Below are 14819 nucleotides of genomic sequence, written 5' to 3'. Positions count from 1 at the left end.
TTCGACTCTCATCATTGAAAGAGGAGTGGCTTCAGTTTTTAAGGAAAACAGAAGACGAGGTGATATTTTTAAGCTATTTCTCAACAGTTATCCATTGTCCTTTGGTTCTTACTAAATGCTCATTATCATACATGGCTTCGGCTTGAATTCCTGGTAAATAATAGGTTCCTAAATACGATGCATTTAGCATAACATTGAATGTTTTAGTGCCTTGTTTTCCTTTTTTGCCTAAATCGAAATAGAAGTTAACACGGTCGTCTCTAATATCTGTAAAACGCGCTTGACTTGTGGTAGAGCTTCCAAAATCGGTGAAACGGGTGTTTACAATTTCCCAACCTGAAGGGAAAATTTGCGTTAAAGCCACATCGTTTACGTTTTCATTTTTAAGATTACTTACGCTCACAGTTGCTACAAAATCTTGACCTTGTTGCAGTTTAGAAATATCAATTTTATTGCCTTTTAAATCTTTGTATTGTACAGTAACGCTCAGTCCGCGTTGTTCTACAATTTCTTCACCTAAAGGCAATTTTCCAGAATTTAAAACGCGCACATACACCACATTATCAATGTTATTGGTAAACGAAAGCGTATTAGAGCCATCAATAACGTTGAGTTCGCGTTGTGCAATAGCACTTTTAGTGTTGATGGTTTCGGTATTACCATTGTTGGTGTAGCTTATGTTTAAGGCTTTTCCGCCGTTTGTGTCTACCATTTTTGCCATCGCTAATAAACTGTAAGCCGTGGTTTGTGTACTCATCCAATTATTTCCAGACAATTCTTTGGCAATGTATTGCGCCAGTTCACGTTGTTTTGGATTTTTGGTTAAAACCATAGTCTCTAAAGCCATCGCACGATTTCTATCGATAGAACCATAAGTATAATAGTTATACTGCGGCGCTTGAAAATGAATATTCGCCGTTTTTGTAATGGCTTCACTAGCTTCTTTTTGCCCTGCAAGTGCATAGGCTGCAGCTAATCGCCATTTGGCTTCGTTCGAGATTTCGGTAAACTCACGTAAGCGGTTCATACTTGCTAAATCGGCATTTCCAGCTAATGCTAAGGTGTATAAACGGTAGGCTTGTGCTAAATCGGAGTTGTAAGTTCTATAGCTTGGTCTCCAATCGCGAGCCGCTTGTTTTTGATAGTTTAGCCAGTTACTTTTAAAAGTTAACGGTAATACATAGCCTTTCTTTTCAGCTTCAATCATGAAATGACCTGCGTAACTGGTACCCCAATCGTTGGCTGAATTCTCGCCCATCCAATAGCTTAATCCACCATTTGGTTGCTGAAAATGTGCTAATTTTTTAATGCCATTTTCAATGTTGGTTTGGATGTTTTTCTTTTTATCGAACGTTAAATCGAAAATGTCACTTAAGAATAACTGCGGAAAAATAGCAGATGTGGTTTGCTCTACACAACCATGTGGATACTGAATTAAGTATTCTAATCTGCGTGTAAAGTCCATTGGTGGTAAGGTTGAAAATTCTACCGTGGCACCATTAGTTCCTGCTACACCAAAGGTTGAAAAATCTATAGATCCAGACGCTTTTGCTTCTAAAGTTTTATCGATGGCTTTTGAAGTTATTGGGTTTGGGTTTACCACATCTAATTCAACTTTGTAGGTCGATTTTTCACCATTTCCAGTGGCAACAACTTCAATGGTATTTATGCCTTTTGCTTTGCTAACATCTAACTCAAAATACGCCATTTGCTCATCGGGTTTAGCAAAGTTTAAACGTTTGGTTTGCTCGCCAACAATGGAGATGCCGTTGCTTAGTTTCAAATTGATGTTAACATTTTTCACTTTGTTCTCCATGGCAAAAACAGTTACCGGTAAAGTTACTTTTTCACCTGGGCTTAATTTCCGCGGAAGCGATGCTAACACCATTAATGGTTTTTTTACTGGTACGGTTTTATCGGTGCTTCCGTAGGCTTCATTGTTGTTATCTCCGGCAATTACCATCGTACGAACCGAACCAATGTAGTTTGGTAATTTTATGCTGTGGGTCTTATTTTCGCCTGCTTTTAAAGTAAACGGCCCTAAAACGGTAACCACAGGTTTAAAGCGGTTGACTTTTTTGTTTTTTCCTGCTAAGGCACTGCCATCACCACCAATTGCGAACACTTGGTCTATACTACCAGAATAAGCGCCAATAACATCATCGAAAATATCCCAGGTCTTTACGCCTAAAGCTTCACGCTTGTAAAATTCATCCCAAGCATTAGGTGTTTTAAAGCGCGTTAAATCGAGCAAGCCTTCTTCTACCATAGCGATAGTGTAAGTCATTGCTTTTTTGTTTTTCTCTGATACCGAAACTTTGAATTCTTGTTCTGGTTTTAACACGTCTGGCATTTTTATTTGCGGCTCCAGTTTGGTGTTAGGATCGTCGACTATAATAGGAATAACGCCATACAAACGAATTGGTAAATCGTTTGCCGAAATAGCATGCGGTTGTAGTAACGAAATATTCACAAACACATTTGGAGCCATTAAATTGGTGATTGGCACATCGACAACCGTTTCACCTTTTTGAGTTTTTACCCACTTGTAATCGAGTACTTCGGTGCCGTTTTCTATACTGACTAAGGCACGACCTTCGTTGCCAGAATTGAAGGTGATTTTTGCCGTTTCGCCAACATTGTATTGTTCTCTATCGGCTGAAAATACTAACATTTTTGCCGCTTCTTTATCGCTCGAAGGGGCTTTTTTCCACCAGTTTTTGTAAAAATAAGCGGTTCGTCCAGTAGCATGACCACTTTTAGGATCGATAACTCTAATGAGGTAGCGTCCGCGTTCGTTGTCTGGAATTTTAATACTGAATGAGCCTTTTCCGTTGGCATCGGTATTTACTTTTTTGTCTAAGTAGGGTCTGTGGTAGCTGCTAGAAACGTAGCTCGATAGGTTGTCGTAAGAAGAATTCCACCACCAACGCCATTCAATTTTATAAACTTTAACTTCTAAGTTATTTCGTTTTATAGGTTTGCCGTCTTTGTCGACTACAACCACATCGAACGTTTGATTTTCGTCTGTGTAAAATGAGCCGTAGGCGTTTCCTTTAGGAGATTTTAAACCAACAAAAGATTCGTAAGGTGCATACTTTTTGGTGAATGCATCCATTGAAAAATCGCCACCATTTTCGAATGCACGCACTAAAAATTGTACGTTTAGCATGCCTGGAGCATTTTTCTTAACGGTTATTTTTGAGTTGATGTTTGCCAAACCGTCGGCATCTACTTTGCCATCAAAAACGTTAACTTCTTCGGCTTGAAATTGGCGCGTCGGATCGGTAAATACGTAATTGTTGTAGTTTTCAAATCCGGTATACGAAGTGCTAAATTTTGCCTTGATTTCAGCTTTTAGATTTTTTCCAGCAGCGCCGTGTAACCATTTTACATCTAAGGTTCCGTTTAGAGGTTCGTTGCTGGTTAAAATATCGTTTTCAAAATCGACTTTAATTTTTAGTCGGTTTGGTTTAATGGTTTCAATTTTTAGATCCTTGTTAAATGTGGCGCCACCAACCGATACCTTAGCATTGTAATTTCCGGTTTTATCGTCTTGCGATGTTGGTACGGTAAAGGTGTAAAAATTGTTAAGGTTGTCTGTGGTTACATTTTTATAAACTAATTTACCATTAGGATCAGTTATTTCCATTTTTACAGGATGTCCTTTTGGTAATTTATTAGCCACATCGTTTAGCATGAATGTTAAGTGCAAAGTGTCTCCAGGTCGCCAAACGCCGCGTTCGCCATAAATATAGCCTTTTAAGCCGCGTTGTAATTTGTTTCCAGAAACATCGAATTTACTTAACGAAAGCGAGTTGCCATCGGCTAATTTTACATAGCTTTTATTGTCGCCTTTGGTTACAATGGCAAAGGCGGCATGCTTGTCGGCATCGATGGTAAGTAAGCCATCTTGATCGGTGAATAAAGATGCAATTTCTTGTTGCTGATAGTTATATAAAGCCACAGAAGCATTGGCTTCAGGATTTGTGGTTAAAATATTGGTTACCGCAAAATAGTAAGAATTGTTGGTGCCTTGTTTTGCAATAACACCTAAGTTTGAAGCTAGTAAATTCTGAGCAACAATGCGATCTTCGTTGTAATACGCATCGTGACATGGGTTTTCGCGCTCACGCCAGTTGTATGTGTAATCGCGATATCTGTAGGTTAAATTATCCCAGTATTGTTCTTCTTTTAATTCTTCGTCTTCGGTGAGTGTTTCGTTGTAATCGCCATTGTAATAATAGTCGTCCCCGTAGTAGTAATCATCATAATCATCTGCATTAGATGTTGACGTATTTGCCGAACAATCGTATAGCGAATAGTTTTTGTTGTAACTTAATTCTACACGGTAAATGGCTCCAGCATCAGCTTTAAAATATTGCGATAAATCGATACTGTAAGCTTTCCATTTGCCGGTGTTTTCGGTAGCGGTTTGCAATTGAATGGTTTGTTTCGCTATTCTGCGCCCTACTTTTCGAATACTGTGATTGCTATTGCTGTTTAGGTTATTGTCTTGTAGAAATTGAAGGATGTTATCTTCAAAAATCTTGATAATTCTAACATCAACAGCACTTAAATTAACCGCTTCAAAATTGAATTTTAATTCTTGTGAATTAGGCAAAATAGTACCGTTACTTATTAAACGAACTTGTGGTTTAAGTTCTTCGAAAGAAATGCTTTCTGAAAATGGCTTTTTTAGTTTGTAACCTTCATCGTTAGCGATACCTTGAAAAACATCAACTTGAATATTTCCAACTAATTTACTGTCTGGATAAACTTTTAGTACGTTGCCATCAACAATATATTTTGGATTTTTTACCTTTTGAATAGTAACTAATCCGTCAAAATTCTGCTGTTTTTTTAAAGGATCGGAAAAATTAATGGATAGGAATTGTTCTGGTGCTTGAATAACATCTACATCAACAATTGTAAAATTATTTTTTCCAGGAATAAGTATTTTTTGTTCGCCTTTGTTATTTGCTTTTATAGCGCTACCATTCCATTTTACAAGAATTTCGCTGTCTTCAATTTTACGGTTTATGCTATCAATTTTAAATTCAAAAACTTTAGATTTTGTGTTGCCTTCATTAAAAACAATAGCTAGGTTTTTTCCGCTTTGTGATGCTTCAACAAGTTTTTTGGCATCCTCTAAAGTAATTACATCTGCCGAACGTAACACCGAACCTAAATATTGCCAATTTTTGCTATACGACTGTAAGTTGTTGGTAACAATGCTAAAATTTGGCGTGATGGTTTTAAACTGAAAAGTGTAATTTTTGAACTCGCTAGGAATATCATTATAAATGCTGCCCAGTTTAACCGTAACGGTGTACTCGGTTGCAGGATCTAGAGGTTCATCTGGCGTGAAAATAAGGGTGTGCTTATTGGCAACGGTAAGTTTACCTTCGGCGTGTGGTGAAATAGATACGATATTATCGTTAATTTCTTGTCCCATTTCCCAACCATCAACATCGTTAGCTAAATTAATTTGAATAGGTTCTGCTACCGAAGTATACCCCGATGAGGTGTAGCTAATATAATCTCTAAATTTAAATAGGTTATCGGTTTCTACTTCTTTCTTTTTACACGATGCAGCTATTGTAAAAATGGCAACAATAGCCATAAGTTTTCTTAATGGCATAGATTGATGGTTTAAAAAATGAATTTACTTAAAAAGAAAGCGAGAGTGTTTTCTTGTTAATTAAATTACGTTTAAGTTTTAGGGTTTATTTTGTTGGGTGTTGTTAAAATGCTCTTAAATAATTAGTTTTTAAACATGGCTACGTAAAGTTCGCCTTTGTCGTTCATACTGGCTCTAAACATGCCTGGTGTGTTAAATTCCATAACCATATTTCCGTTTTTGTCTACAGCTACAATACCGCCGTTGCCTTTACCGTCGCCTAGTTTAGATAGCTTTTCTTGAATTACAATGTTTGCCGCTTCTTTTAAACTGAGGTTTTTATATTCCATAAGTGCTGAAATATCGTAAGCCACCATACCGCGAATAAAATATTCGCCCCAACCTGTACTCGAAACCGCGCAAGTATTGTTGTTAGCATAGGTTCCAGCGCCAATAATGGGCGAATCGCCAATGCGTCCCCAACGTTTGTTAGTCATACCACCAGTTGAGGTTCCTGCGGCTAAATTGCCATGTTTATCGAGAGCAGCGCAACCAACGGTTCCAAATTTTGAATCCTTTATGGTGTCGTCATAGAAAGCAGAAACTTTGTTTTTTTCTGAATTTTTTACGCGTTCCAGAGCTTTTAATCTGCTTTCGGTTGTAAAATAACTTGGGTCTACAATCTCTAAGTTTTGTTCTTTGGCAAATGTTTCGGCACCACGATCAGAAAGCATCACGTGAGGTGATTTATCCATAACCGCACGAGCCAAATTAATAGGGTTTTTTACAATTCGGGTGCCAGAAGATGCCCCGGCGTTTAAGGTTTTACCGTCCATAATAGAAGCGTCGTGTTCGTTGTAATTTTCATGTGTAAAAACAGCACCTTTACCAGCGTTAAAAAGCGGAGAATCTTCTAAAATATTAATGGTTTGTTGTACGGCATCTAAACTTGTTCCGCCATTTTTTAGAATATTATAACCAACGGTAATGGCTTCGGTAAGTTTTTGTTGGTATTCGTTTTCTTTTTCGGGCGTTAAGTTATCTGGATTAATGTATCCGGCACCACCGTGAATAACGATTGAGAAGTTTTCTTTTGAATCATCTCTGTTTACAATTTTTAAATTTTGTAACTCTTCATTAGCTTTTCTGGTTTCATCCGATTTATAGATGCGCTCTTCTTTAATTTCAGAATCGATAAGTTTATCGTTCTTTTTACATCCATAAAACAGAAACAAACTAAGAACAATTACCGTAATTTTTTTCATTATTAGTGATTTTATTTGAGTATAAAGTTAACAGTTTTATCCATATTAAACTTTAATAAAACCGACTTTAAAATAGTATATTCGTAAAGAATTTCATTTAAAGTAAAAATTTGATAAATATGGAAGCTGTAGCAACGCAATTTGGAATAGAAAATACACTTAAGGTTTTAGATATTAAGGCGGTAAACGAAGGTGCATCAACAGGAAAAAATAACTTTTCTGAAGGCAAACTTATTGAAAGCTATTCGCCAGTAGATGGCCAATTAATTGCTAAAGTTAAATCGGCTACCAAATCAGATTATAACAGTGTTATAGAAACGGCTACCAAAGCTTTTAAAACTTGGCGTACTATGCCGGCACCACAGCGCGGTGAAATTGTTAGGCAGTTTGGTAATAAATTGCGTGAAAAGAAAGCTGCTTTAGGTAAGTTAGTGTCTTATGAAATGGGTAAAAGTTATCAAGAAGGTTTGGGTGAAGTTCAAGAAATGATTGATATCTGCGATTTTGCCGTTGGTTTGTCTAGGCAACTACACGGTTTAACCATGCATTCCGAAAGGCCTGGACACAGAATGTACGAACAGTATCATCCGTTAGGTGTTGTTGGAATTATTTCAGCGTTTAATTTTCCAGTAGCTGTGTGGAGCTGGAATACGGCTTTGGCTTGGGTTTGTGGCAATGTTTGTATTTGGAAACCAAGCGAAAAAACACCGCTTTGTGGTGTGGCTTGTCAAAATATTGCTGCGGAAGTGTTTGCAGAAAATAATTTGCCAGAAGGTATTTCGTGTATGGTAAATGGAAATTACGAAGTTGGTGAGTTTATAACGAAAGATACTCGAATTCCGTTAGTTTCGGCAACAGGATCTACCCGTATGGGAAAAATTGTAGCTCAAGAAGTGGCAGGTCGTTTAGGAAAAAGTTTGTTAGAATTGGGTGGTAACAATGCTATTATTGTAACACCTGATGCCGATATAAAAATGACTGTAATTGGTGCTGTTTTTGGCGCTGTTGGAACAGCAGGACAACGTTGTACATCGACACGCCGTTTAATTATTCACGAAAGCATTTACGATAAGGTAAAACAGGCTATTGTTGATGCTTACAAACAATTAAAAATAGGAAATCCTTTAGATGAAACCAATCACGTTGGGCCGTTAATAGATCAAGATGCCGTAAAAATGTACGAAAAGGCACTTGAAAAGGTCGTTGCCGAAGGAGGAACTATAGCGGTTGAAGGTGGTGTACTTTCGGGTGCTGGTTACGAAAGCGGGTGTTACGTAAAACCTGCCATTGCCGAAGCTAAAAACGATTTTGAGATTGTACAACATGAAACCTTTGCTCCAGTGTTGTATTTGTTAAAATATTCTGGCGATGTTGAAAATGCCATAGAAATACAGAATGGTGTGGCGCAAGGGTTGTCGTCTGCAATTATGACAAATAATTTACGTGAAGCAGAGCGTTTTTTAAGCCATTCAGGATCCGATTGCGGTATAGCCAATGTTAATATTGGTACGTCTGGCGCAGAAATAGGCGGTGCTTTTGGTGGCGAAAAAGAAACGGGTGGTGGTCGTGAGTCGGGTAGCGATGCTTGGAAAGTGTACATGAGACGCCAAACAAATACCATTAATTATACCACAGAATTACCTTTGGCACAGGGTATAAAATTCGATTTATAAGGTGTTTTTGAAATTTGAATAGCATTAAAATTCTCATTTTTTAACGCAACCATCGCGCTTTTTGCTCATCTGTATGGTGTAAATGGGATTTTTTATGAAACCAAATTTTAAAATTGCGGTAATAGTTTTTACTATTTTACTTTTAGGTTGTCAATATCGTTTTTTAGATGATACTCGACTATTGGTGAAAGGAGACGTAGAAAATCACGAAGGTAACCCAATTCCCGATGCCGAAATTAAAGTATATACCCAAAGAGGAAGTGGGTATTTTTTATATCCAGCGCCGTCGTACGAAAAATTTTGTTTAGGAAGCGATTTTAGTGATACCAATGGTGATTTTTCGGTGATTTCATTATACGATCAAGATGAAGATTTTGCTATCGAAATTTATAAAAACGATCAGTATACCTCCTATTATTACACCAATAACACAGAAGATTATATTCCAGATGATTTTACCATAAACTTAGGAACAGTTACTTTACACCCAAAAGCTACATTTAATTTTAAAATTGAACGTACAAGCGGATTGGGAAACGAATTGCATTACGCATTTGAGTACACCTCCGATTATTGTTTAGAAGTTTATGATAAGGCTGTTTTAAATAACCAACAAAGCCAATGCTATAAAAATGAGATCTTTAGTCGTGTTTTAAACGACGATTACCCTAATGAATCTTCAGGAGTAAATACATTACTTGGAAGTAGTATTGTATTTATTTATTCGATAAATGGACAACCTGAAGAGCAACAAATTATTGCGGTTAATTCGGTTAATCAAGAATTTAATTTTACGTACTAAAAATGAAAAAGTTTATTGTAATTGTTCTCGTACTTTTTTGTTGTAAAATAAGGGGCCAAAATAACCAAGGAAATACTGAAAAGGATATTAATTCTTCTTTAAAAAATAATCAAAAAACATTTGTGCTCACTACAAATTGGGTGTTGCCAAACCCAACAAATAGCAGTAACATTGGTAAGGCTACCACAGGAAAATCTGGTATTGAAGGCGGCGTACAATTATTTTTGTATAACAATTTTTTTATAGGTGGATTTTTAGGAGTTTCAGGATTAGATGTCTCACAACCAGAGTACACTGGAAATTACAGTAGGTCTAGTGTTACGTTTGGGTATTTTCAAGTGGGATACGAATTTCCAATTCAAGAAAAGTTAAGACTCGGTTTAAGTTTTGTACCATTTGGTGAGTCGCGATATAAAAATATATTAAGTAATTCGTCTAATGTATATCAGGTGGATAATGCACGTTTTGTTATGTTAGGCACGCATTTAAGCTATAAGGTTTCGGGGCCATTTTATATTTTTGCAGGCTATGCTTTTAGAAGCGATAAAACCGAAATTAAAACTGCACCAGAATTTCAAGACCAGTTTAAAAGCATACAATACCATAGTGTTTCTTTTGGTGTTAAATTTTATATTGGTAATAAGAGTTTTTTTTAGAAATTATTTTTTTTAAAAGGCAAAAGAACCATTGCTTTTTATTTTAAATGTAGCGCTAAGTAGGTCTAGTTATAATTACGCGTAATGTAACTAGTAATAGTTGTGTTGAAGTGGCGATGAAATTGGATTGCTGTTAAAATTTCTCATGAAGAAAGTGTGGTTTGTAAGTTTAAACCTTCAACTATACATAATAAAAAAACCTTGACTCTGTTTCAAAAAGCGATTTGGAGCACAAGGTTTATTAGATTAATAGCCCTACAAAAATGCAACTTTTTTTTAATAATAAAAATGTTTTCAAGATTAAATAAAGGTTAAGTTGTAAATATTTGGGTTTTATTAAAAATACCCCTTTCATTTTAGGACATTCAAAATGTTTTAACTTCAATATGAATATTTTATAATCTTGCTACCTGTTACTTTCAAAAGCAAAACCCTCACTTAAAAACACATTTCAAGCAAGGATTTTTTGAGAATTGATTAATAGCAAATTGTAAATATTGTAGTTACCACTGTTTTTGTGTGGTACTTAGTCCTTGGTATAAAACAATAAGAGCATTATCAAATATTTCAGAGTTTAATGTTAATGATTCTGAAGAATGAAAACCGTAACTAATTGATGTTGGAACTCTTTTAAAACCCATTTGAGTCGCATTAAAAAAACCTAAGTAACCTTCGGTAACAGTATTATTTCCTTTTATTACATAAAATTGATCACCTGTTGTAGTGGCAGGTAAATTATTGCCCAGTTGAGTATATGGCCCAAGTAAATCGGTAGTTGAAATTAGTACTTTGTTGGTGTTACCGTTTGTTATGGCATGAAATTTAAATGCAATTATATAGCTGGAAACCGGAATTGTGTGTCCGTTATTATTTGCAATAGTAAATTCAGTTGAACTACTTTCAACTTCTAAATCATAATCATACTCTGCATCACTCGTAGCCACTTTTGTTACATTATTTAAGTTTGTAGCTAACGCATTGTATTCGGTTTCGGTAATGGCAATCCATTCGCCAGCAGAAGCTGCAGTATAATTGGCTTTCGAGGTGCTTAAAAACGATTCAATATCATCTAAATCGTTTAAATTAATGGTAACCGAAGCGGTTTCGGTATTTGAAACATCTATAATTGTAACTTGAGCAGAAATGGTGGGATTGGTTTCAAAATCGAAAAGGCTTGCATTGGCAACTGTTAATGCGCCTGTACTTGGGTTTATGTTTAATGCGCCAGTTGGTGTTTGGCTTGTTATACTAAAACTTAAGGCGCCCGATCCAACGGCTTGAACCGTGCCTACGGCATCTCCATTTGTTGGGTTTTCATTAAAATTAGTAATCAAATTTTGAACGTTTATACCGGCTTTGTCGTCATCTTTACTACAAGCTAATACTGTAATTAACAATAGTGTAGGTAATATAAACTTTAGTTTGTGCGTTGCTTTCATAACTTTTATAAATTTATTTTTAGTGTTACAAAGCAATGCAATAATAGTGTGCTTGTAAAGAGTGAAAGCACGTATATTGTTTGGTGTTTTACTTGGTTTAAAAGGGTGATTTTCCCCGTTTAACTGTATTTTACTTTTCTTAAAATTCTAACCGATTCTTTGTAGTAATTATAAAGTTCGGAGCTGTGTTTTTTGAGGTATGGTTTGGCTTCGTGTAATTTGCCTACCGCTTCATGAAACAGGTTTAAGTAGCAAATTAAATAGGCTGATGGAAGGTTTTTTAAATCGGCTTCTTCACGAGGTGTTAGTTGTAAACCTTTTTTTAATTTACTTAAAAGCGCGTTGTTATTATTGTAAATATGAAAGAGGATTTTTTTATCGAATTGTGGCGGTTGGAATAGTAAGGTGGTTTCAATGTTGTAACTGGCATTATCTTGAAAGTTGATGATGGTTTCTTCTAATTGATAATATTTATAAGAATCTTGAAACCCTAAGCGCACATATTCAATAATTTTGAAGGTGTTATCGTCGTAAAAAATAGAAACTTCATCTAAAGCCGAAAAAAAGAGCTTTACTTGTTCGTTTATCAGTTCAATATCTACACGCGAAAAGAAAATTTCGTCTTTAACAACCTTTTTTTGTCCTGCCCAACACACCACAAAGTACTCTTTAAACACTTTATACTGCGGGCTGTAATCGGTGCGCGCATTCATAAACTCCATAACACCATCCAAAGTATGTTCAATATTGTTTTGCGAATTGTTTTCAATGGCTGCAACTTGTGCGGAGTTTACATCTTTTATTTCAATATCGAACACTTTAGGCATGCTTATACTGCCGTCTCTAAAAAACACCGATCCGCCGTAATATTTCCAGATGTTTTTTCTAAGCGAGGTAATGGTTCCTGTTGGCCTAATGGTAACTAAACCGACTACTTTATCGTGCGGTAAATGCGGAAACGCAATGTTTTCGTATTGTACAATGGGCGGGTGACTTAAATAGGCGTTAATTAAATTTTGAATTTTGCTATCATCAAAAAAATCGACACCAATAATACTATTATCGGTATCTTCAACACCAATAACGATGTACGAGTTGTTTTTAGGATTGCTGTTTGATAAGGCACAAATGTGCTTTAAAAACTTTGCTTTACCTTCTTTTTGGCTAATATCAATTTGTCGCTTTTTATCATAAAAACTGTTTTCGTCGTTATGAGCGAGCAAATGTTTAATAAGAAGGCGTTTGTTGATCATAGCTATATTCCTGCGAAAGCAGGAATCTTAATTTTTAAAGTTTAAAACTCCTTTTTTACAGTTACGCTATTCGCTTGAGCTGTTGGAAACACTAGCAAATCGGCAATATTTACATGATTTGGTCTAGACACTACAAAATATATAATTTCGGCAATGTCTTTAGCTTGTAAAGCTTGAAAGCCGTTATAAACATTATCGGCTTCTTTTCCGCCTTTAAATCTAACTTTCGAGAAATTGGTTTCAACTAAACCAGGACTTACAGCACTAACTTTTATATTGTATGGGTTTAAATCGACGCGCATACCTTCAGTAATTGCTAAAACCGCATGCTTACTGGCGCAATACACATTGCCTTTTGGGTAAACCTCTTTACCTGCCGAAGAGCCGATATTAATAATGTGTCCCGATTTTCGTTCGGTCATTTGCGGGATGATGGCTTTACTCACATATAGCAAACCTTTTACGTTAATATCCATCATGGCATCCCAATCTTCAACAGAACCTTCGTTTATTGGGTCAAGTCCGTGCGCATTACCGGCGTTGTTAATTAAGATGTCTATGTGTTTAAAAGCGTTTGGTAGGCTATCTATAGCTTTAAAAACAGCATTTTTATTGCTTACATCAAAATTTAAAAGGTGTACATGGGTTAACTGTTCCAGATCTTCTTTAATAGTTTTTAGTTTAGCTAAGCGTCTGCCGCAAAGCACTAAATTAATGCCTTGTTTGGCAAATTCGTAGGCGGTAGCTTCGCCAATACCACTGGTTGCACCTGTAATTAGGGCGGTTTTTTTCATTTTAGATTTAATTTTAACTAAAAATACTTAAAACTTAATTAAAATAAGATTGTAAAAGTAAATTATAGTTAAGTTTATGGTTGTCAGTGATTTGTTAATTGGGTGATTGTTATAATTTTGTTAATATGGTCTATGTGGTAATTTCAAGCCTTATATGCTATTATAAAACAAAAAACATATACTATGAGTATTTTAAAATCTTTCAAATTCATAATTCCAATTATCGCTTTAGCTTTCTTTTTTTCCTGTGATGAAAATGAAACTTCTAGTATCAGCCAAGGCGAACCAAAAATTAGCGTAAAATTAGTAGATGGACCGGGGGATTTTGAAGCTGTTAATGTTGAGGTTGTGGATGTTATGGTAAAAATGAATGACGACAGTAATAGCGACGAAGGTTGGATTTCACTTGAAGCGAACAACGAAACGGTTAATCTTCTTGATTTCACAGGAGGAATAAGCAAAGTTTTGGTTGATAGATATCCGATTCCAGCTGGTACTTTGAGTCAAATGAGATTAGTTTTAGGAGATGGAAACACTATAGTTATTGAAGGTGACAACAGCGAATTGAATGAATTCGATTTAAAAACACCAAGCGCACAACAATCAGGTTTAAAACTTAAAGTTAATACCATTATTGAAGAGGGCTATACGTATGATTTTGTGTTAGACTTTGATGTTGAAAAATCAATAGTAATGGCAGGAAATTCAGATAACATTATTTTAAAACCTGTATTATATGTTAGCGCTGAGGTTAATTCAGGAATTATTCAAGGTAGCATAACCCCATCAGATGTGCCGGCAATAGCTTCGGTTTTAGTAGATGATATGGGTAATGATGATCCAACAGATGATTATGTAATTACAGCTTACACCGATGATGCAGGCTCTTTTGCTTTATGGGGTGTTCCAGCGGGAACTTACGATGTTGTTGTAACTCCGGTTAGTGATGGTACTAATTACAATGAGGGTTCAAAAACTGATGTAACTGTTGTAAATGGAGAAGTTACTACAATTCCAGACCCAATAGAGCTAATGCATAAATCAGGAACCATAAGTGGAACAATATCTGGTTTGGCTGATGGCGTTTTAGCAACAATTTCAATTAATGATGCAAACACAACAAGTATTGAAACCAATGCCAGTGGTGAGTTTGTTATTGAAAATGTAACTCCTGGCGATTACATTGTGTCAATTACTGCTGCAGGATATTTAACTCAAGAATTTACTATTACTCTTGAACCTGAAGAAATGGAAATTGTTGATGCAGCTTTAGTTTTAGAATAAGCAAGTTTTCATTTTTTAATAAAAATTAGC

The 14819-nt window shown here is 35.8% G+C and carries 9 protein-coding genes; 4 read left to right on the top strand and 5 right to left on the bottom strand.

Annotated elements, in window-relative coordinates:
* Window positions 1–73 precede the first annotated feature (73 nt).
* Entirely contained in the window at window positions 74–5644 is a 5571-nt protein-coding gene (locus PK35_RS04235; protein WP_044625443.1) for an alpha-2-macroglobulin family protein, read from the bottom strand.
* Window positions 5645–5766: 122 nt separating this feature from the next.
* Window positions 5767–6888, bottom strand: coding sequence for an isoaspartyl peptidase/L-asparaginase family protein (locus PK35_RS04230; protein ID WP_044625442.1), 1122 nt, complete (start codon window positions 6886–6888; stop codon window positions 5767–5769).
* Window positions 6889–7007: 119 nt separating this feature from the next.
* On the opposite strand from PK35_RS04230, the gene amaB reads away from it, so the two are divergent.
* From amaB to PK35_RS04215, 3 genes are all read left to right on the top strand, one after another.
* Window positions 7008–8561, top strand: coding sequence for an L-piperidine-6-carboxylate dehydrogenase (gene amaB / locus PK35_RS04225; protein WP_044625441.1), 1554 nt, complete (start codon window positions 7008–7010; stop codon window positions 8559–8561).
* Window positions 8562–8655: 94 nt separating this feature from the next.
* Window positions 8656–9363 (top strand): hypothetical protein, encoded by a 708-nt coding sequence (locus PK35_RS04220; RefSeq protein ID WP_131474392.1) that lies wholly within the window; start codon window positions 8656–8658, stop codon window positions 9361–9363.
* A gap of 122 nt (window positions 9364–9485) precedes the next feature.
* Complete coding sequence (locus tag PK35_RS04215) at window positions 9486–10019, top strand: hypothetical protein (RefSeq protein WP_131474391.1); 534 nt, start codon at window positions 9486–9488, stop codon at window positions 10017–10019.
* 503 nt (window positions 10020–10522) lie between these two features.
* On the opposite strand, the gene PK35_RS04210 is transcribed toward PK35_RS04215, so the two are convergent.
* The 3 genes from PK35_RS04210 to PK35_RS04200 form a co-directional block, all read right to left on the bottom strand.
* Window positions 10523–11458, bottom strand: a complete 936-nt coding sequence (locus PK35_RS04210) for a cadherin repeat domain-containing protein (protein WP_044625438.1) — start codon at window positions 11456–11458, stop codon at window positions 10523–10525.
* A gap of 119 nt (window positions 11459–11577) precedes the next feature.
* Complete coding sequence (locus PK35_RS04205) at window positions 11578–12711, bottom strand: ATP-binding protein (protein ID WP_044625437.1); 1134 nt, start codon at window positions 12709–12711, stop codon at window positions 11578–11580.
* A gap of 41 nt (window positions 12712–12752) precedes the next feature.
* Window positions 12753–13505, bottom strand: coding sequence for an SDR family NAD(P)-dependent oxidoreductase (locus PK35_RS04200; protein ID WP_044625436.1), 753 nt, complete (start codon window positions 13503–13505; stop codon window positions 12753–12755).
* 183 nt (window positions 13506–13688) lie between these two features.
* On the opposite strand from PK35_RS04200, the gene PK35_RS04195 reads away from it, so the two are divergent.
* Window positions 13689–14789 carry a DUF4382 domain-containing protein gene (locus tag PK35_RS04195; protein ID WP_044625435.1) on the top strand — a complete coding sequence of 367 codons (1101 nt, stop codon included), beginning with the start codon at window positions 13689–13691 and terminating at the stop codon, window positions 14787–14789.
* The last annotated feature ends 30 nt before the right edge of the window (window positions 14790–14819 follow it).

The sequence above is a fragment of the Neotamlana nanhaiensis genome, from assembly GCF_000943555.1.
Classification (GTDB): domain Bacteria; phylum Bacteroidota; class Bacteroidia; order Flavobacteriales; family Flavobacteriaceae; genus Neotamlana; species Neotamlana nanhaiensis.
The sequence above is the reverse complement of the archived record's forward strand: the minus strand, read 5'-3'. Positions and strand labels throughout refer to the sequence as shown.

Bases quoted from the DNA above. Each gene is read 5' to 3' on its own strand.
- PK35_RS04220 (WP_131474392.1), top strand. From the start codon at position 8,656: ATGAAACCAAATTTTAAAATTGCGGTAATAGTTTTTACTATTTTACTT.
- PK35_RS04195 (WP_044625435.1), top strand. From the start codon at position 13,689: ATGAGTATTTTAAAATCTTTCAAATTCATAATTCCAATTATCGCTTTA.
- PK35_RS04235 (WP_044625443.1), bottom strand. From the start codon at position 5,644: ATGCCATTAAGAAAACTTATGGCTATTGTTGCCATTTTTACAATAGCT.
- PK35_RS04210 (WP_044625438.1), bottom strand. From the start codon at position 11,458: ATGAAAGCAACGCACAAACTAAAGTTTATATTACCTACACTATTGTTA.
- PK35_RS04205 (WP_044625437.1), bottom strand. From the start codon at position 12,711: ATGATCAACAAACGCCTTCTTATTAAACATTTGCTCGCTCATAACGAC.
- PK35_RS04200 (WP_044625436.1), bottom strand. From the start codon at position 13,505: ATGAAAAAAACCGCCCTAATTACAGGTGCAACCAGTGGTATTGGCGAA.
- amaB (WP_044625441.1), top strand. From the start codon at position 7,008: ATGGAAGCTGTAGCAACGCAATTTGGAATAGAAAATACACTTAAGGTT.
- PK35_RS04230 (WP_044625442.1), bottom strand. From the start codon at position 6,888: ATGAAAAAAATTACGGTAATTGTTCTTAGTTTGTTTCTGTTTTATGGA.